The following is an 18814-nucleotide window of genomic DNA, read 5'->3' as shown; positions in this document are numbered from 1 at the left end:
TTTCGTGAAGGGTCAGGCGCGGATGTAAAGGCGGCGGCGGTCCATCCACCAGGCCACCGTCCAGCAGCCCAGCATGAAGACGAGGGCGAAGGCCAGCGAGCCCGGCTTGTCGCCCGCCCAGGGCTGGAAGGCACGCCGGAACACGCCCATGAAGGCCGGCTCGGCGCCCCAGGGCAGGGTCCACAGCAGGGCCTGCAGCACCTCGGACAGCAGGTAGATGGCCAGGGTGTTGCGGCCGAGGATCTCGAAGAACTTTGCCGGGCGCTCCCAGCGCCACAGGTCGACGAGCAGCACCAGCAGCGCCAGCAGTGCCGCGTCCACGCCCAGGCCCACGAGCACGAAGCTGCTGCTCCAGAGCTTCTTGTTGACCGGCACCACGCCCTGCACCACCAGCGCCAGGCCCAGCAGGGCGAGGCTCGCCAGCAGCAGGCGGCGCAGCAGTGGCCGACCGGCGCCCAGCTGCCGCACCCAGCGGGCGGCGGTGTAGCCGCCCAGCACGTTCACCACCGAGGGCAGCAGGCCGAGCAGGCCTTCGGGGTCGAAGGGCTGGCCCTCGCCGGCGTAGAGGTGGGGCGGGCCGAGCAGCCAGCGGTCCAGGCGCACGGCGGCGTTGCCGGTGAGGCTGTCGTCCCCGCAGTTGGCCAGCACCCAGGCGTTGGCGACCAGCACGGCCACGCTGAAGGCCAGCAGCCCCCGGCCGCGGCCGAAGTGGATCAGCAGCGCGGCGATGGCGAAGGCCAGGCCGATGCGCTGCAGCACGCCGAGGATGCGCACATGGCTCCAGTCCATCCAATGCCACTGGCCGGCCGCGTCGAGCTTGAAGAAGGGAAACTGGTTGAGCACGAAGCCGCAGGCGAAGAGCAGGGCCGCGCGGCGCAGCGCCCAGCCCAGCACCGCCCCGTGGCCGAGGGCCGCGTGGCGCGGCAGCGTGAAGGCGAGCGAGGCGCCCACGGCGAACAGGAAGCTCGGGAAGACGAGGTCCGTCGGCGTGAGCCCGTTCCAGGCCGCGTGCAGCAGCGGCGCGTAGGAGAGGGACTCGCTGATCGACATGTTGACGACGATCATCAGCGCCAGCGTCAGCCCGCGCAGCACGTCCAGGGCGCGGGCGCGCGGCGTCAAGGCCGGGCCTCGCCCAGCCGGCCCAGCGCGGCCAGCACCAGGTCGTTCATCACCGCATAGCCCGCGGCGTTGGGATGCACGCCGTCCTCGGAATAGGCCTTGCGCAGGCCCTGGCCGGCGTCGGCCATGGGCGTGTGGAAGTCGACGAAGGCATGACCCTCGCGCTGGGCGTAGCGGCGCAGCCAGGCGTTGATCTCGGCGATGGCCGGCGCGGGCTGCACGCCCGGCGCCCAGGGGTAGGCGGCGGCCGGCAGCAGGGCCCCGATCACCACGCGCACGTGGTGGGCCTTGGCCAGCTCGGCCATGGAGGCGATGTTGCCTTCGATCATCTCGGGCGTGGCCGGGCCGGTGTTGCCGGCCAGGTCGTTGGTGCCCGCCAGGAGGACCACGGCGCGCGGCGACAGGGCCAGCACGTCGGCGCGAAAGCGCAGCAGCATCTGCGGCGTCGTCTGGCCGCTGATGCCGCGGTTCACGAAGCCCGGCCGCAGGGCTTCCAGCGGCCAGCCCTGGGTGATGGAGTCGCCCATGAAGACGACGCGCCGGGCGCTGGCCGGCTGGGCCAGCAGCGCCGCGTTGCGGTCCCGGTAGGCGGCGAGGTTGGGCCAGTCGGTGGCGGAGGGCTCGGCCAGGGCCGGCTGCGCGAGGGCGGCCAGCATCAGCAGGGACAGGGCGGGGGCGGTGAGTTTCATGGCAGGGTGAGGGCCAGGCTGGTGCGGCCGTTGTGGGTGAAGGCGGCGGCCGTGACGGGGCGGTCGGTGACGATGGCGCCGTCGACGACCGGGCTGTCGGCGCGGGGGGCGCTGCCGTCGAGGGTGTAGCGCACCGTCGTGCCGGGGAACAAGTGGTTGACCAGCACGCGCCCGCCCTCGCGGCGCAGGCCGGGCGGCGGCATGCGGTAGGCCAGGTCGGGCCAGGTGGCGTCCAGCCAGGGCAGCAGCCGCTCGCCGAGCAGGCGGCGCCAGCGCGACCAGTCGGCGTCGTGCAGGCGGCGGGCCTCGGCCGGGTCGCGCACCCGGGCCCAGGCGGGGTCGGCCGCCCAGGCGCGCTCGGCCAGGCCGAGCAGGCGCGGCATCAGCAGGTGGTCGGTCTGGGCCGGCTCGCGCATGGCCTCGGAGAACAGCGTGCCCTCCAGCCCCAGCACGCGGCGCCGGCCGTCGCTGCTGAGCGCGTCCAGGCCGGCGCGCGGGCGCGGGTCGGTGGCCGAGCTGCGGGTGGCGTCCAGCGGCGCGAAGCTCCAGACATCGTGGAGGTCGGCATAGGCCGCCCAGTCGACGCCGGGCTCGCGCGGGTCGTGGCTCGGGGCCATGTCGAAGTACAGGCGTGTGGCCGGCGCCAGCACCACGCCGTAGCCGGCGTTGGCGAGGCGGTAGGCGAGGTCCTCCGAGCCGTCGAGGTTGTTCCAGACGAAGAGCTCGAAGCCCCGGCCCGTGAAGCGCGGATTGGGCACCAGCCGGTCGCGGCCGGGCTGGCCGGTCTTGCGCGCGCCCAGCTCCTCCCAGCCGGCGAGCTGCAGGCCCAGGGCGGCGGCGTCGCGGGCGATGCGGCCGTAGAAGGCGTCCCAGGCGTCGGCGGTGCCGGCCAGGTGCTGGCGCTTCATGAGCGCGAGCGTGGCGGGCGACTGCTCCCAGGCGCCGTCGCCCAGCTCGTCGCCGCCGAGGTGCACGCGCCGCAGCGTCAGGCCGGCGCGGGCGTAGAGGTGCTTGAGTTCGCCCAGCACCCGCTGGACGAAGCGGTAGGTCGAAGGCAGGCCGGGGTCGATGACGTTGTCGTCGTGGCCCTGGGCGGAGCGGTAGCGGCTGCGGTCGCCGGGGTCGCGCAGCCGGTAGCGTTCGGCCTCCGCCGGCTGGCCGGCCGCCTGCAGCCGGCGCGCGCGCGCTTCCATGGCCTTGACGGCGGCGCGTGCGTGGCCGGGCATCTCGATCTCGGGCAGCACCTCGATGCGGCGCTCGGCGGCGCAGCGCAGGATGGCGATGAAGCCGCGGGCGTCGTAGAAGCCGCTGCCGCGCGGGTCGTGCGGGTCCGGCCCGGAGCCGTGGGCGGGCAGCAGGTGCTCGCTCTCGTCGGCGGCATGGCCGCGAACGGCGCCGTAGGTGGTGAGCTCGGGCAGGCCGGGGATGGCCAGGCGCCAGCCCTCGTCGTCGGTGAGGTGCAGGTGCAGCCGGTTGAGCTTGAACTGCGCCATCAGCTCCACCACGCGGCAGACCTCGGCCGGGCTGCGGAAGTTGCGCGCCACGTCTAGCATCAGGCCGCGGTAGGCGAAGCGCGGCGCGTCGACGATCTCCAGGGCCGGCAGGGCCAGGCGCCCGGCCGGCGCGGCAGGCAGCAGCTGGCGCAGCGACTCCACGCCCCGCGCCACGCCCTCGGCGCCGACGCCGGTGATGGCGATGCCGTCGGCGGGGTCGATGCGCAGGCGGTAGGCCTCGGGCGAGGTCTGGCCGGCGACGGGGCCCAGCGCCAGGCGCAGCCGGCCCTGGGGGCGCAGGCCCGGCAGGCGGGCCGCGAAGAGGTCGCGCAGGCGCGCCTGCTCGGGGCCGAGGGCGGCGGGCGCCTCGATGCGCGGCGGCGCCTGCAGCACCAGCTCGCCGCGGCCTTCGCGTTCGAGCAGCGGGGTGGGCAGCACGCGGCCGGGGGGCGGACCCTCGGCGGCCGGTGCGGCATTGCGGGCGTAGAGCGCCTCGGGGCCGTCCTCGGCCGCCTGGGCGCCGGGCGGGCGGGCGTCGATGCGGTAGGCGCCCAGGCGCTGGGCCTGGGCGGGGGCGTCGTCATAGGCCAGGTAGGGGCCCTGGGGCGCCTTGTCGGGCCGTGTCACGGCGCCGGGCTGGGTGAAGTCCAGGTCGATGCTGGCGCCGGCCGGCAGGCCGGCGAAGGCCGGCCCGGGCCGCAGCCGGTAGAGCGTGCCGGCGACCTCCTCGACGCTGAGCTGCGCCGTCTGCTGCGGCCGGGCCGTCGCCAGCGTGGTGAAGTAGATCGCCCAGCCCGTGGCGGGCAGGGCTTCGCCGCTGCCGTTGCGCAGGCTGAAGCGCACGCGGCTGAGCGTCTCGCTCCCGCTTTGCTCGATGCCGGCCACGCTCCAGCGCAGGGCGAACTCGCCGCCCGCCGGCCGGGCCGCCGCCTGCCCGGCGCCGAGCAGCAGTCCAAGGGTCAACCACAGCGCCCGCATGGTCAGAACTTGTAGCTGGCGCCCAGCAGCAGCTGGCGGCCGAACTTGTGGAACTCCTTCAGCGCCGTGATGCCGTCCACCGTCTGCGTCACGACATAGGGCGTGTCCGTCAGGTTGTTGACCTGCAGCAGCAGGCCCAGGCCCTTGAGGGCGCCGTCCTGGAAGTTGTAGCCCAGCTGCAGGTCGGTGATGCGTTCGGGGCGGATGGAGTCCATCACGAAGCGGAAGGCGTTGTGGCGTGCGGCCGTGAAGGCCGAACGGTAGCGCTGCGCGACGCGGAACTCGAAGCCGGCGCGCTCGTAGTAGGCCGTCAGGCCGTAGACCGTGCCGGACAGGCCTTCCAGCGGCGTGTCGGTGACTGCGCCGTGGGCGTCGGTGCCGGGCAGGTTGCTGTGGGTGCGCGAGTACGACGCCAGCAGGCCGAAGCCTTCCAGCAGCGGGCTCACGCGCGCGCCGGCCAGTGCGCCGCTGAGCTCGACGCCGCCGATGCGCCCGCCGGACGTGTTGGTGGGCGTCGTCAGCGTGCCGATGTTGCTGGTGGGCGTGATGCCCGAGGGGTTGGGGATGCCGGAGAAGTCGTAGGCCACCGACTGGGTCACGATGCCGGTCAGGATGCGCTTCTCGAAGGCGGCCACGGCGATGTAGCTGCCCTTGCCGTAGTAGTGCTCCAGCGAGAGGTCGAAGGCGTCGGCGCGCCAGGGCTTGAGCCTGGGGTTGCCGCCGTCGCCCGACCAGGTGCGGTCGGTCTGGCTGACCGAGGCCGTCAGGCCGGCGCGCATGTCGGCCATGTTGGGGCGGGCCACCGTGCGGGCCGCGCCGAAGCGCAGCAGGGTGTTCGGCCGCAGCTCGGCGATGAGGTTGAGGCTGGGCAGCACGTCGGTGTAGCTCGTGCCGTCGGTGATGGGGTTGAGGGCGCCGGTGCTGTCCTGGTAGAGGCCGTCGGCCGTCTGTCGCACCGACACGGCCTGCACGCCGACGTTGCCTCGCACCGGCACGCCGGCGTTGAAGTCGAGGTTGAACTTGGCGAAGCTGGTGGTGACCTTCTCCTTGATGCCCCAGTTCCACGTCGGGCTCTTGGGATCGTTGGGCGAGGCGACGTAGGCGCCGCTGTTGATCGCATCGAAGACGTCGAAGCTCACCAGACCGGGCAGGCCGACGAAGGACAGCTGCGCCGGCGACTGCACCACGCTGGCCGGGATGGGGCCGCCGCAGACGGGCCAGATCATGCAGGTCGTGCCGTCGTAGTCGGTGCCCGACTTCAGGTCGTAGTTGGTGCCGACGTAGTCCAGCGTCTTGCTGCGCCGGGAGTGGATGAGCCCGCCCTCGAAGCCGCTGACGGGGCCCCAGTCGAGGCTGCGCCGGGCCGACAGGCGCAGGGACTTCACGTCGTCGGCGACCTGGGCCTGCGAGGCATAGGCACCGCCGCCCCACCACGGCGTGCTGAGGATGAAGTTGGAGGCCTTGCCGTAGTCGAAGGCGGTGGACAGGGTGCCGAAGTGATGGAAGTCGCCCGGCATGCGCACGTCCAGCGTGATGGGCGTGCTGCCGGTCACATAGGCCTCGCCGATGTGCTCGGCGCGCTTGGCGTGGGAGCTGCTCAGGTCGAGCTGGCCGGTCCAGTCGGCCAGCTTGAGTTCGGTGTTCCAGCCCAGGGCGCGCACGCGGTCGTCGCGGTCGTTCTTGCGCTCGGTGACGAAGGGCGTCAGGTTGCCCACCTGGCCGCCCTGGGTGGCGTCGGGCAGGGGCGTGAAGGTCGGCGTCGTGCCGTTGGACCAGTTGGCCCAATAGGCGACCAGTTCGCGGCCGTTCATGCGCTGGCTGAAGCGCGAGGAGAACAGGTCCAGCTGGCTGTGCAGGCCGTTGCCGGGCTTGAACTCCAGCACCGCCAGCACGCCGTCGCGCCGCGTCTGGGTGGACGACACGCCCGTCTCCAGGCCGTTGAAGGTGTAGGCATTGCCAGCGCCGTCCACGCTGATGTCGCCCGCCTTGCCGAAGTCCCAGGGGTTGAAGTACTTCTTCTGGTTGGGGCTGTCCAGGTGGGCGACGCCGAGGGCCACGCCGATCGTCCGGTTGGCGAACTGGTCGACATAGGAGGCGCTCAGCCGCATGCCCTGGGCCTTGCTGCCGGGCACGAGCTCGCCGTAGGAATTGCGGTCCAGCCGGGCGTTGAGGTTGACGCGCCGGGACCCGTGGTCCAGCGGGTGCAGGGTGGTCATGTTGACCGTGCCGGCCAGGCCCTGGGTGCCGAGCGAGGCGTCGGGCGTCTTGTAGATGGCTGCCGAGGTGACGAGTTCGGAGGGGAACTGGTCGTACTCGAAGGAGCGGTCGTCGCCGGTGCTCACCATCTCGCGGCCATTGAGCAGCGTCACGCCGAACTTGGGCGCCATGCCGCGGATGGACAGCACCTGGGCGCGGCCGTCCACCCGCTGCGCCGCCACGCCGGGCAGCCGCGCCAGCGACTCGGCGATGGACACGTCGGGCAGCTTGCCGATGTCCTCGGCCGTCACCACCTCGACGATGGCGTCGGCGTTCTTCTTGGTGTCGATGGAGTTCTGCACGCTGCGGCTGAAGCTGCCGGTCACGACGACGCTGTCCAGCTTTTCCGTCGCCTGCTGGGCGCTGGCCGGCGGAGCGGCCATGGCCGCCAGCGCGGCGAGCACGCCGACGGCCCGCGGTAGCGGCGCCATGCGCCAGGCCTGCGCGGGCCGCTGCCCGCATGCGATCGAACGAAACGACGACTTCGCCATGGTTTTCCCCTCGTGACCCCTTGGGCCGGTTGCGCGATGGACTCGCGACGTCTGCCCTGCGTCCTCGACGTCTGGGCGGTTTGATGTGATACCAATCTAACGCCACTTTGGAACCGGTTCCACATGGTTTACACCGAGGAACGGGGAGTCTTGGGGGGCTGCCGCGTCCGTGACAGGCCTCCAGGCGGTGTTCGCGCACACTGGCTCCGTCCCACCTGGAACCACGGCCATGCACTTCGACTACAGCCCCAAGGTCGCGCAGATGCGCGAGCAGCTGATCGACTTCTTCGACCAGCACATCTACCCCAACGAACGGCGTTACCTGGAGGAGGTCGAGGCCAACCGCCGCGCCGGCAATCCCTGGGTGGCCACGCGGGTGATCGAGGAGCTCAAGCCCAAGGCCCGCGCCGCGGGGCTGTGGAACCTCTTCCTGCCGCGCTCGGACCGCGCGCCCGAAGGCCTGTCCAACCTCGAGTACGCGCCGCTGTGCGAGATCATGGGCCGCGTCTTCTGGGCGCCCGAGGTCTTCAACTGCTCGGCGCCCGACACCGGCAACATGGAGACGCTGGAGCGCTATGCCAGCGAGGCCCTGAAGGACCGCTGGCTGGAGCCCCTGCTGCGCGGCGAGATGCGCTCGGCCTTCCTGATGACGGAGCCGGCCGTGGCCTCCAGCGACGCCACCAACATCGAGTGCCGCATCGAGCGCGACGGCGACGACTACGTCATCAACGGCCGCAAGTGGTGGAGTTCCGGCGCCGGCGACCCGCGCTGCGCCGTCTACATCGTCATGGGCAAGACCAATCCCGAGGCGGGCAAGCACGAGCAGCAGTCCATGATCGTCGTGCCCGCCGACGCGCCGGGCGTCACCGTCGTGCGCCCGCTCAGCGTCTTCGGCTACGACGACGCGCCCCACGGCCACATGGAGGTCGAGCTGAAGAACGTGCGCGTGCCGGCCAGCAACATCCTGCTCGGCGAGGGCCGCGGCTTCGAGATCGCGCAGGGGCGGCTGGGCCCGGGGCGCATCCACCACTGCATGCGCAGCATCGGCGCAGCCGAGCGCGCGCTGGAGCTGATGTGCGAACGCGCCGTCGCACGGACCGCCTTCGGCAGGACGCTGGCGCAGCAGACCGTCACGCAGGAGCGCATCGCCGAGGCGCGCTGCATGATCGAGCAGGCCCGGCTGCTCACGCTCAAGGCCGCCTACATGATGGACACCGTGGGCAACAAGGTCGCCAAGGCCGAGATCGCGATGATCAAGATCGTCGCGCCCAGCATGGCCCTGCAGGTCATCGACTGGGCCATCCAGCTCTTCGGCGGCGCGGGCGTCTCGCAGGACACGCCGCTGGCCATGATGTACGCCCACCAGCGCACGCTGCGCCTGGCCGACGGCCCCGACGAGGTGCACCGCAACTCCCTGGCCAAGCTGGAGGTGGCGCGCCACATGAAGCTGCCGACCGACAAAATCGCGATGCCCATCACGCGAGGCGCCTGAACCTGGCGCGGCACGGCGGCCCTGGAAGCTAGAGTCGGTGGCTTCCAAGGACGAAGCACGTCGCCGGCCATGCCCGCCCATCCGCAGTTCGACCGCCATGTGAGGACGCTGGAGTCCCGGGCCCTGGCCTTCGCCCAGGCCTGGATGGACGCCATGCTGGAGGCGATGCGCGATCCCGCCGCCGCCGGCCTCCCGGCGCTGGACCGGCGCCAGCTCGCCGGGCTGATGGCGGTCGTGGAGCCGCTGCGCATGCACTCTACCGAGTGCCTGGCCGGCCACCTGCGGCAAGGCATCCAGGGCGGCGCGGCACGGGCCCTGGGCCGGGGCGCCTCGACGTCGCCGCTGAGCGGCTTCGACATCGAGGAGCTGAGCCTCGTCGACGAGGCCCAGGCCGAGAAGGACATCGAGATCTCGCGGGTCGTGCAGCTCGTCGACCTGAGGCTGGAATGGGAGCTGCGTGAACTCCAGGCCTTGGCCACCGGGCTGTTGCCGGAGCTGCCCTGGGGCGAAGACCCCACGGCCTGCGGGCCGGCCGTGTTCGCCCGGGCCGTCAGCCAGACGATCTACGAACAGGCCCTGCAACCCGAGCAGCAGGCCTTGTGGATGCGCCTGGCCGGGCCGACGCTGGTGCCGCAGCTGCGCCCGCTGCTGGCGGCGCTGACCGCCGAGCTTCAGGCCGCCGGCATCCAGGCGCCGGCCTACCGCACCATTCGTGCGCCAGAGTCCACCGCCGTCCTCAAGGCGGGCGCCGCCGCGGCACCCGGGGCGGCGGGAGCGGCAGCCGTGGCCGGCGTGCCGCCCGAGCAGCTGCAGGCGCTGCTGCGCAGCCTGCCGCTGCTGGAGCGCGTGCTGCCGGCCGGCCCGGCGCAGGCCGCTTCGCCGCCACGTGGCGGTGGCGAGCTGCCGGTCGGCCATGCCCTGCTCGGCCGCCTCTTCGAACGGCTGCTGGCCGACCCCCAGCTCCTGCCGGCCCTGCGCGACTCCATCGCCCGGCTGGAGGCGCCGGTGCGAGAGCTGGCGACGCGCGACCCCGGCGTGCTCGCCTCCGAGCAGCATCCGGCCTGGGCCCTCATCAACGGCATCGCCGGCCATGCCGCCTCCCTGCCCGCGCACGACGCCGAGCGCGGCGCGGCCTTCCAGCGCTTCGTCGAGCCCCTCGTCGGCCGGCTGACCCAGGGCCGGCCCGAGACCCCCGAGGTCTATGCGCAAGCCTTGCAGGAACTGCAATCCTTCATCGACGAGGAGACCCAGCAGCAGATCGACACGACGATGTCCGTCATGGACGCCCTCGGCCAGCGCGAGGCCGAGCGCCGGCTGCTGCCGCTGATGCGCGACCAGGTCGAGGCCCAGCTCGCCCGGTCCGGCGAGGTCAGCCCCATGGTGCAGACCTTCCTGCGTGGTCCGTGGATCGAGGTGCTGGCCAAGGTCATGGCCACCGAGGGGGCGGACTCACCCGGGGCCCAGGCCCTCGTCGAAACGGTGGACGAGCTGCTCGCCAGCCTGCAGCGGCCCGCGACCGCTGCCCAACGCGCCGACCTGCGCCGCCGCCTGCCGCGCCTGATCGGCCGCGTGCAGCAGGGCATGGCCCTCATCGAGCTGCCCCAGCAGCACCGCAACCGCCTGCTCGCCGAGCTGATGCAGACCCATCGCCGGCTGCTCGCCGAGCCGGGCGAGGCCAGGCCGGAGCCCGTCGCCCAGGCCGTGGAGCCGCCAGCACCGCCGTCGTCGCCACCCAAGGCAGCGCCGCCGGCGCCCATGCCCGCGCCCCCCGCGTTGAACGACTGGCAGGGCCGCGACACCCATGTCGGCGGCCTGCCGACCGTCCCCATGGGCCTGGCCGGCCCGGGGGCTGTCGATCCGGCGGAGGCCTGGCTCGGCGACCTGCGCCCGGGCCGCCGCTGCAAGCTGCACCTGCAGGGCGTCTGGGCCACGGCCCGGCTCGCCTGGATGAGCGACAACGGCGCCTTCTACATGTTCACAAGCAACCTGGCCGGCGGCATGCACTCCATGACGCGCCGCGCCCTGATGCGCCTGCGCCGCGAGGGCCTGGCCACCGACGTGGCCGAGGCCAGCCCCGTGCAGCGCGCCTTGGGCGGGCTGCTGCAGGACCTCGGCGCCGTGGGCTAGCTGCGCGCAACGCCCACCACGAAGTCCGGGTGGATCTGCCGCACCCCATGCCGGGGGAAGGCGATGGTGACCGACTCGGCGCTGCAGTCCTGCACCGCGCCCCAGCCGAAGCGGCGCACCCTCACCCGCTGGCCCGGCTCGAAGGCGCGCGCCGGGATGGGTGGCAGGCTCGCCGGGCCATCGGTGGGCGGTGAGGTCCGCTCCGCCGCCAGCAGCTTCTCGAAGCGCTCGCAGCTGTCGCAATGGCCGCAGCGCGTCGCGCCGCCGTCCAGCGTCTCGCCGAAATGGGCCAGCACGCCGGCCCAGCGGCAGCCGCCCGCCTTGGCGTAGAGCACCATGGCCGTGAGGCCGTCGCGGTCGTTCTGCCGGCGCTTGTGCAGGGCCGCCTCGGCGGCCTCGATGACGGCGTCGGCGTCGCGCCGCGTGGCCGGCTGCAGGCCGGTGGCCTCGCTGCCGCGCAGGGCGCGCACCGAGCGCAGGGCCGCCAGCACCTGGCCGAGTCGCCGCTGCGGCAGCCGCGCCATCTCCGCCAAAGCCGCGGGCAGCCAGCCACGCTGCGGCGTGTGGCTGGCCAGCGCCCGCCAGACGGCGGCCAGCTCCTCGCGCGACGGCAGCTGGCCGCCGGCGAAGAACTGCTGCAGCGCGCGGTCGCCCTCGCGGAAGAGCAGCACGCAGTCGGCCGGCTCGCCGTCGCGCCCCGCCCGGCCGCACTCCTGCACGTAGGCTTCGATGGAAGCCGGCATCTGGGCATGCAGCACGAGGCGGATGTCGGGTTTGTCGATGCCCATGCCGAAGGCGTTGGTGGCCACCATCAGGCGGTGCTCGCCGGCCATGAAGGCCTCCTGCCCGGCGCTTCGCTCGGCGGCTGGCCGCTTGCCGTGGTACAGGCCCACGGGCAGGCCGGCCTCGCGCAGCATGCGGTGCAGGGCCGTGGCCTCGCGCACGGTGGCGCAGTAGACGACGGCGCTGCCGTCTTCCTCCCGCAGGCGGCGCAGCACCAGCTCGCGCCTTTCCTTTTCCGTCTGCGGCAGCTCGACGGCCAGGCGCAGGTTGGGGCGGTAGACGCCATGGCAGAGGATGCCGTCGCGCGGGATGCCGAGCGCTTCGGCGATCTCGCGCTGCACCGGCGCCGAGGCCGTGGCGGTGAGGGCCAGCACCGGCGGGCGGCCGAGGGCGCGGCGGGCGTCGCGCAGGGCGCTGAAGGCGGGGCGGAAGTCGTGGCCCCATTGCGAGATGCAGTGGGCCTCGTCGACGACGAGCAGGCCCACGCGCTGGTCCTGCAGCAGGCCGAGAGTGTGGGGGTCGGCCAGCCTCTCGGGCGTCGTGAACAGCAGCCGCAGGGCCCCGCGCGTGAGCAGGGCCTCGGCCTCCAGGCGGCGGTTGGCGTCCAGGGCCGAATGCAGCTGGGCCGCCGCCACGCCGCGGCGCTGCAGGGCGTCGCACTGGTCCTTCATCAGCGCGATCAGCGGCGAGATGACGACGGTCAGCGCGTCGCTCAGCACGGCCGGCAGCTGGTAGCACAGCGACTTGCCCGCGCCGGTGGGCATGACGGCCAGCGTGCTTTGGCCGGCCATCACGCGCTCGATGACCTCGGCCTGGCCGGGCCGCAGCGCGCGCAGCCCGAAGACGCGCCTGAGCGCGCCGCGCAGCTTGACCGGCTGCACCGGTTCGCGCGGCGGCAGCTTCTCGGGCGGCGGCGCCGGGCGGGGCGAGTCTTCGCGCGGACCCATGCGGCGCGACCCGGTGGCGGCAATGGCGGCGGTAGCAGCGGCAGCGCTCATGCGGCCTTGCGCCGGCAGGCCAGCAGGCCCGTGACGCGGCTCAGCACCTCGGGCGCCCAGCCCATGCCCATGTGGCTGGCCTGCACCTCGATGTCGCGCGCCAGCGGGAAGCGCCGCGCATGCGTGCAGGCCTCCCAGGACACGACGCCGTCGCGGCGGCTGTAGAGCGAGATGGTGGGCACCGGCGGCGGCTCGGCCAGGCGTGCGCGCAGGGCGGCCTCGTCGGGCGGGCGGCGGCCGTTGAGCAGGCGGAAGAGCCAGCCGACGTTGGTGTCGTCGGCGCTGCCGTTGAAGGGCGTGCCGATGGTGATGACGTGGTGGACGCGGTCGTGCCAGCGCTTGGCCAGTTCGCGGGCATAGAAGCCGCCGAGGCTCCAGCCCACCAGGCTCACCTCGCGCGCCGGCGCCACGCGCTCGTGCAGCGACTCCGCCAGACGGTCCAGCCAGGCATCGACGTCGCCGCGCGGGCCGACGTTCATGCCCTGGCCCCAGTCCAGGGCGCGAAAGCCGGCGCGCTCCAGATGGCGCCGCAAGGGCCACAGCGTGAGGCCGTCGGTGCCCAGGCCCGGGAAGAGCACCACGGTGTGGCCCGCGCCCACCGGCTTGGGCGCCTTGCGCCAATGCCAGAGCGCCGCCCAGGCCTCCAGCGTGGCGCGCGCCGGCTCCGAGGCGAGCAGGGAGAGAGCCGGCCGGCGGTTCGCTGCCCGGGCCGGTTTGGGGGTCAGGGGCAGAGGGGTGGTGGGGGAGGTGGTGGTCATGGCTGTGGCGGCGCCGCGGCGGGTCGATGGATGGCCCTCATGCTGCGGTGCGGCGGCGCGCCGCCGTGCCAGCCTGCCGGCACAGGCTTTGTAGGACGAGCCCCGACTGAGAGCGCCGTCCGCCGGGGCCCTCGCTATTCGTAGAGCAGGGCGCCCGGCACCGCGGCGCCGTCCTCGGCATCGCCGCCGAGGATGAGCACGCGTCCGTCGGGCAGGGCCGTCACGGTGTGCCAGGCGCGGCCCGCGGGCATGGCGGCCAGGGCGGCGGCGGTGCCGCCCGGCGCGTAGGCGCTGGCCGAGCGCGCCGAGGCCTCCGCGCCGGTCTGGCCACCGAAGAGGCGCACCTGGCCATCGGGCAGCATCGCGCCGCGCACCAGGCTGCGGGCCTGGTCGAGCCGGCCCTGCGGCGCCAGCGTGCGCGCCGCGGGGTCGAACACCAGCACGCTGTCCAGCGGCTCATAGCCGGCCTCGCCGCGCAGCTCGCCGCCCAGCACCAGCACGCGGCCATCGGGCAGCCGGTGGGCCTCGTGCATGGCCCGGCGCTCCTCGTTCAGCGGCGACAGCACGCGGTCGAAGCTTTCGGTCGCGGGGTCGAAGACCTCGGCCAGCCGCTGCGCCGGGCCGGCGTGGTCGCCGCCGACGATGAGGACGCGGCCGTCGGCCAGCAGGGTCGCCGTCGGGAACTCGCGCGCGTTGGCCATGCGGTCGGCCACCAGGCGGAAGCGCCGCGTCGCCGGGTCCCACAGCTCGACGCTGTCGCTCTGCAGGCCGCCCACCACGAGGACGCGGCCATCGGTGAGGGCGACCGTGGCGTGGCGCAGGCGCGGCCTGGCGGTCCAACCCGCGGGCTCGGCGCTGCCTGTGGCCGGGTCCACCAGCTCGGCGAAGCCGCCGCTGGCCAGCCCCACCGAGCCGCCCACGACGAGGACGCGGCCGTCGGCCAGCCGCGTCGCCGTGTGGTTGGTGCGGCCGGTGTAGAGGCTGCCGATGCGTCGCCAGCCGCGCGTCGCCGGGTCGAAGCGGTCGATGGCCTCGGACGGCGCGCTCAGCCCGCGCGAGCCGCCCACGACGAGGACGCCGCCATCGGCCAGGGCCACGGCCGCGTGGTACTGCACGGTGGGCGCACCCTCCAGCGCCACGTAATGGTCGCGGTAGGCCGGGCGCAGCTCCAGCTCGCGCCGCGCGCTGGGGCGCCCCGCGGCCTCGACCACCAGGGTGTAGCGCCGCGGGCCGGCCAGCACCGGCGTTCGCACCGGCACTCCGCTCTGCACGGGGCCGAGGTCGGGCTCGATGCGGCCCTGGCCACCGCTGAACACGGCTGTGATCTGCGCGGCCTCGCCCACCCGGGCCTCGCCCGCGTCCAGCCGCTGGACGGCCGGCCCGTCGTCGCCGGGGCTGCCGCCGCCACCTCCGCAGCCGGCCAGGCTCCAGCCCAGTCCCGCCAGCAGCGCCGCGCGGCGCGTGCATGCCTTCTTGTCCATGTCCTCTCCCGAATGCAAATGCCGCCATCGCGCGGCAAGGCCGGCCATGCTGGCGGGCCGGCGCGGCGGCGTGAAGTGCCGAATTGGTGATACCTTTTCGGCATGACCCCGCCTGCCCTTCGCGGCATCGACATCCGGCAGCTGCGCTACTTCCTGGTGCTGGCCGAGGAGCTGAACTTCCGCCGTGCGGCCGAGCGCCTGCACCTCACGCAGCCGCCGCTGTCGCGGCAGATCGCCGCGCTGGAGGCGGCGCTCGGCGTGGCCCTGCTCGACCGTGACGGCCCGGCGACGCGGCTGACGCCGGCGGGGCGCCGCGCCCAGGCGGCCTTCCGCACGGCGGTGCAGGCCTTCGACGCGGCCCTGGCCGAGGCCGCCAGCGGCCCGGCGGCCGACCGCCCGCTGCGCCTGGGCCTGCCCTGGTGGGTGGACATGAGCGCCTTCCCCGCCGTCGACGGCGCCTGGCGCGAGGCCACGGGCCGCGCCGGGCTGGAGCCGGTGATGGACATCGGGCCCACCCTGCTCGACGGCCTGCGCCGCCACACGCTGGACGCCGCCCTCATCGCCATGCCGCATGAACTCCACGGGCTGCGCCACGTGCCGGTGGCCCGGCTGCGCCACGTCGCCCTGGTGCCCAGTGCCAGCCCGCTGGCGCGCAAGCGGGCGTTGCGCCTGCGCGACCTGGAGGCGCTGCCGGCCTTCCTGCGCTTCGCGCGGCGCCAGAACCCGGCGCTGTGGATGCACTACCAGCGCCAGTACGAGGCAGCCGGCTTCAAGCCCGCCACCGAGGCCGAGGCGCCCGGCACCACCGCCACGCTGGCGCAGATCGCCGCCGGCCGCGGCGGCACCTTGATGCCGGCCGCGATGGCGCGCCAGCGCTACGCCGGCGTGGCCTGCCGGCGGCTGCTGGACGAAGTCAGCGTCGAGGTGCACCTCGTGTTCTCGGATGCACTGGCGCCCGAGCTGGTCGAGGCGCTGACCGCGCAATGCACGCTCTTCGAGGCCGCCCTGGGCTGAGGCGCCGCTGAAACTCGAGGCGGCGGCGGGGATGGGCCTCCGTGCTAACCCCGAGTTGCGATGCGAGAAGCGGCATCGGGAAATCCAAAAATGTGATTAGCCGCGGATCGGTCGCTTCCCTAGCATGACCTCACACCCGAAGCCAGCGGCCCACTCGAGCCGGGTACACGCAGGTTTCAGGGTCGGACGGTTACCCCTAATAACGATCCCGGAGACAAGATGAACACCACGAGTCTGGTGCCGCCGCGCGCGGCCGCCATTGCCCCCGTTTTTGCCCTGCGCCTGACCGCCATCGCCACGGCCGCGATGCTGGCCAGCACCGCCCAGGCCCAGGAGGCCAAGGCCGCCGACACCTCGCTGGAGACGGTCGTCGTCACCGGGGTCAAGGCCTCGCTGACCAAGAGCCTGGCGAACAAGCGCACCAACGACCAGGTCGTGGAGTCCGTCGTGGCCGAGGACATCGGCAAGCTGCCCGACAACAACGTCGTCGAAGCGCTGCAGCGCGTCACGGGCATCCAGGTCACCAACCGTGCCGGTGGCGAAGTGGGCACCCTGTCCATCCGCGGCCTGCCCGACATCGCCACGACCTGGAACGGCCGCAACATCTTCACCGCCTCCGGCACGCAGGTCGCGCTGCAGGACATCCCGTCGACCCTGGTGCGCCAGATCGACGTCTACAAGACGCGCGACGCCAGCCAGCTCGAAAACGGCATCGCCGGCCAGATCGACGTCAAGTCGCTGCGGCCCTTCGATTTCAAGGGCTCGAAGTTCTCGCTGCTGGCGCGCGAGACCTATCTCGACCCCGCGAAGAAGTCCAACCCGCAGCTGAGCGCGCTGGCCAGCAACCGCTGGACGACCGGCGCCGGTGATTTCGGTGCGCTGGTCAACCTGTCGATGGTCAAGACGAACTATCGCAACGAAAGCGTGACGCCCGGCGCCATGGTGCCGTTCGTGAGCCCCAATGCCGCGGAAGACCCGGCCGGCTACACCCCGCTGCAGCGCGTCTTCGACAACAACGTCTGGACGCCCGGAACCTATACCGGCCTGCCGCAGAAGGCCGGCTCGACGCTGAATTTCAACGGCCAGGCCTACCCCTACTACCTGTCGCGCGACGCCGTCTTCCAGAGCGACGTGGAGGGCCGGCGCGAGCGCCCGGCGGCCAACGTCGCGCTGCAGTGGCAGCCCAACCAGGACGCCGTCTACACCTTCGAGGCGATGTACAACGGCTATCGCGACAAGGCGTTCAACCAGCTGCTGTTCAGCTTCGTGGACTGGTGGGGGGCCCTGGGCAGCAACCCGGCCGGGACGATCACCACCTTCCCGGGCACCAACGTCATCAAGACGCGCACGGTCGGCAAGGTCTACGGCTTCAACAGCGGCGACTACACCACCTCGGCCACCGATTCCTACATCTACGCCCTGAACGGCAAGTGGAACCTGGGTGACCGGCTGCGGCTGGAGGGCGACGTGTCCTACCAGACCAGCAAGTTCCACTCGGAGTTCACCGCCACCCGCATCGACCGCGTCGCCGATTCCATCAACGTCGACTTCAATTCCGGCGGCGGGAACATGGCCTTCCACTTCGACGACGACGCCAAGCTGGTCGACCCGAAGCAGTGGAACGTGGCGCAGTTCTACGACAACGCCAACCGCAACCAGGGCAGCGCCGGCACGGCCAGCCTCTCGGGCGCCTACGACGCCGACTGGGGCCCGCTGAAGACGCTGAACTTCGGCCTGCGCTTCGACAGCCGCAAGGCCTCGGAGGCGAACCGCACGCAGTCGAGTTTCCTTGGCCGCAACCTGGCCGATGCCTCCCTGGGCTCCAACTACTACCACGTCAACTCCAACTTCGGCACGGACTTCGCCGACGTTCCTCGCTCCTGGATGGAGCCCAATGCCTACTACATCCGCGACAACATCGACGCCTGGCGCGCGATGTACCACTCGGTCGACGCGAACTTCCTGACGACCGACAAGCTCAGCCTGCAGAAGACCTTCGACGTCAAGGAAGACACCACCAACCTCTTCCTGATGGCGGACACCGAGAACCAGCTGTTCGGCCGGCCGCTGCGCGCCAATTTCGGCGTGCGCTACGTGCAGGTCGACACCCGCATGACGGCCTACAAGGTCGATGCCAGCACCAAGGTCGTGACGCCGACGGACGGCCGCAAGACGGCGCGCAAGTTCCTGCCCAGCCTGACGCTGCGTTATGAGCCGGTCCGGGACGTGCTGGTGCGCCTCAACTATGGCGAGACCCTGCGCCGGCCGAACTTCGGCGATCTCAACCCCATCATCCAGCCCAGCGACGACGTCTCCAAGGTCGGCTACGGCGGCGGCAGCGGCGGCAACCCCGGCCTGGAGCCGACACGCTCCAAGAACCTGGACCTGACCGGCGAGTGGTATTTCCAGAAGGACAGCGCGCTCTACGGCACCCTGTTCCAGCGCAGGATCGAGGGCCTGGTCGTGCCGCTGCGCCGTCGCATCCACCTCTCGCCGGCCGAAGACCCATTCCGCAACTCCACCTCGGGGGGCGACCACACCAACGGCTACGACTACGTCATCAGCTCGCCGGTCAATGCGTCCAACGGCAAGATCAGCGGCCTCGAGCTGGGCGCGATCTACTTCCCGAAGGGGCTGCCGGGCCTGCTCGACGGCCTGGGCTTCCAGGGCAGCGTGACGCGCCTCACGTCATCGCAGAACGTGCCGACCGCCAACAACGCCGGCGAGATCGTCTCGCAGCTCGAGGGGCCGTTCTTCGGGGTGTCCAAGCTGTCGTGGAATGCCACCCTGGCCTACGAAAAGGGTCCCATCGGCGCGCGCCTGTCCTACGTCCGCCGCTCCGCCTTCCTGGCCGCCAACGAAGCGGCGCTGTTCGCCAACCCGATCGGCATCTGGCGCCAGCCGGAAAAGAGCGTGGACTTCCAGCTCAGCTACAACATCAACGACCGGATGTCGCTGGATTTCAGCGGTGTGAACCTGACCAACGAAATGCAGCAGCAGTACTACCACTTCGGCGATGCCGGCAACCCGGAGGTGACCAACTTCGGCACCGTGCAAATTGGGCGCGCGTTCTCGGTCGGTTTCCGTTGGAAGATCTGAGGCGAACCCAAACCAGAACTATTCCTTGCTGTTGGG

Annotated in this window: 11 protein-coding genes; 4 read left to right on the top strand and 7 right to left on the bottom strand. The window is 72.5% G+C overall.

The genetic code is table 11. From position 1 onward, the window contains the following. Nucleotides 1-12 precede the first annotated feature (12 nt). From LXT12_RS22475 to LXT12_RS22460, 4 genes are read right to left on the bottom strand one after another with little or no spacing between them, the layout of a single operon-like run. Nucleotides 13-1119, bottom strand: a complete 1107-nt coding sequence (locus tag LXT12_RS22475) for an acyltransferase family protein (RefSeq protein ID WP_233394539.1) — start codon at nucleotides 1117-1119, stop codon at nucleotides 13-15. Next, complete coding sequence (locus LXT12_RS22470) at nucleotides 1116-1808, bottom strand: SGNH/GDSL hydrolase family protein (RefSeq protein ID WP_233394538.1); 693 nt, start codon at nucleotides 1806-1808, stop codon at nucleotides 1116-1118. Before LXT12_RS22470 ends, LXT12_RS22475 begins: the two co-directional genes overlap by 4 nt. After that, on the bottom strand, nucleotides 1805-4264 hold the full coding sequence (locus LXT12_RS22465) for a family 20 glycosylhydrolase (protein WP_233394537.1): 2460 nt from the start codon (nucleotides 4262-4264) through the stop codon (nucleotides 1805-1807). Before LXT12_RS22465 ends, LXT12_RS22470 begins: the two co-directional genes overlap by 4 nt. Nucleotides 4265-4281: 17 nt before the next feature. After that, on the bottom strand, nucleotides 4282-6966 hold the full coding sequence (locus tag LXT12_RS22460) for a TonB-dependent receptor (protein ID WP_233394536.1): 2685 nt from the start codon (nucleotides 6964-6966) through the stop codon (nucleotides 4282-4284). A gap of 289 nt (nucleotides 6967-7255) precedes the next feature. Here LXT12_RS22460 and LXT12_RS22455 point away from each other — a divergent pair, with 289 nt between their 5' ends. Together LXT12_RS22455 and LXT12_RS22450 are read left to right on the top strand one after the other, a co-directional pair. Beyond that, nucleotides 7256-8518, top strand: coding sequence for an acyl-CoA dehydrogenase family protein (locus LXT12_RS22455; protein ID WP_233394535.1), 1263 nt, complete (start codon nucleotides 7256-7258; stop codon nucleotides 8516-8518). 69 nt (nucleotides 8519-8587) lie between these two features. Then, the gene (locus tag LXT12_RS22450) at nucleotides 8588-10645 is read left to right on the top strand and encodes a DUF1631 family protein (protein WP_233394534.1); all 2058 of its coding nucleotides are present in this window, start codon (nucleotides 8588-8590) and stop codon (nucleotides 10643-10645) included. Here LXT12_RS22450 and LXT12_RS22445 read toward each other — a convergent pair. The 3 genes from LXT12_RS22445 to LXT12_RS22435 form a co-directional block, all read right to left on the bottom strand. Continuing rightward, the gene (locus LXT12_RS22445) at nucleotides 10642-12426 is read right to left on the bottom strand and encodes a RecQ family ATP-dependent DNA helicase (RefSeq protein ID WP_233394533.1); all 1785 of its coding nucleotides are present in this window, start codon (nucleotides 12424-12426) and stop codon (nucleotides 10642-10644) included. The two genes, LXT12_RS22450 and LXT12_RS22445, sit on opposite strands and share 4 nt — an antisense overlap. After that, nucleotides 12423-13184 (bottom strand): alpha/beta hydrolase, encoded by a 762-nt coding sequence (locus LXT12_RS22440; protein ID WP_233394532.1) that lies wholly within the window; start codon nucleotides 13182-13184, stop codon nucleotides 12423-12425. Before LXT12_RS22440 ends, LXT12_RS22445 begins: the two co-directional genes overlap by 4 nt. Nucleotides 13185-13318: 134 nt before the next feature. After that, a complete protein-coding gene (locus LXT12_RS22435; protein ID WP_233394531.1) occupies nucleotides 13319-14665 on the bottom strand; it encodes a Kelch repeat-containing protein in 1347 nt (448 codons plus the stop codon). Nucleotides 14666-14767: 102 nt separating this feature from the next. Between LXT12_RS22435 and LXT12_RS22430 the strand changes: the two genes are divergently transcribed. Together LXT12_RS22430 and LXT12_RS22425 are read left to right on the top strand one after the other, a co-directional pair. Further along, nucleotides 14768-15679, top strand: coding sequence for a LysR family transcriptional regulator (locus LXT12_RS22430; protein ID WP_233394530.1), 912 nt, complete (start codon nucleotides 14768-14770; stop codon nucleotides 15677-15679). Nucleotides 15680-15898: 219 nt separating this feature from the next. Next, nucleotides 15899-18778 carry a TonB-dependent receptor gene (locus tag LXT12_RS22425; protein ID WP_233394529.1) on the top strand — a complete coding sequence of 960 codons (2880 nt, stop codon included), beginning with the start codon at nucleotides 15899-15901 and terminating at the stop codon, nucleotides 18776-18778. The last annotated feature ends 36 nt before the right edge of the window (nucleotides 18779-18814 follow it).

The organism is Pelomonas caseinilytica, from assembly GCF_021353235.1.
GTDB lineage: Bacteria > Pseudomonadota > Gammaproteobacteria > Burkholderiales > Burkholderiaceae_C > Pelomonas > Pelomonas caseinilytica.
The sequence above is the reverse complement of the archived record's forward strand: the minus strand, read 5'-3'. Positions and strand labels throughout refer to the sequence as shown.

Bases quoted from the DNA above. Each gene is read 5' to 3' on its own strand.
- LXT12_RS22445 (WP_233394533.1), bottom strand. From the start codon at position 12,426: ATGAGCGCTGCCGCTGCTACCGCCGCCATTGCCGCCACCGGGTCGCGC.
- LXT12_RS22440 (WP_233394532.1), bottom strand. From the start codon at position 13,184: ATGACCACCACCTCCCCCACCACCCCTCTGCCCCTGACCCCCAAACCG.
- LXT12_RS22425 (WP_233394529.1), top strand. From the start codon at position 15,899: ATGAACACCACGAGTCTGGTGCCGCCGCGCGCGGCCGCCATTGCCCCC.
- LXT12_RS22460 (WP_233394536.1), bottom strand. From the start codon at position 6,966: ATGGCGCCGCTACCGCGGGCCGTCGGCGTGCTCGCCGCGCTGGCGGCC.
- LXT12_RS22455 (WP_233394535.1), top strand. From the start codon at position 7,256: ATGCACTTCGACTACAGCCCCAAGGTCGCGCAGATGCGCGAGCAGCTG.
- LXT12_RS22470 (WP_233394538.1), bottom strand. From the start codon at position 1,808: ATGAAACTCACCGCCCCCGCCCTGTCCCTGCTGATGCTGGCCGCCCTC.
- LXT12_RS22435 (WP_233394531.1), bottom strand. From the start codon at position 14,665: ATGGACAAGAAGGCATGCACGCGCCGCGCGGCGCTGCTGGCGGGACTG.
- LXT12_RS22430 (WP_233394530.1), top strand. From the start codon at position 14,768: ATGACCCCGCCTGCCCTTCGCGGCATCGACATCCGGCAGCTGCGCTAC.
- LXT12_RS22450 (WP_233394534.1), top strand. From the start codon at position 8,588: ATGCCCGCCCATCCGCAGTTCGACCGCCATGTGAGGACGCTGGAGTCC.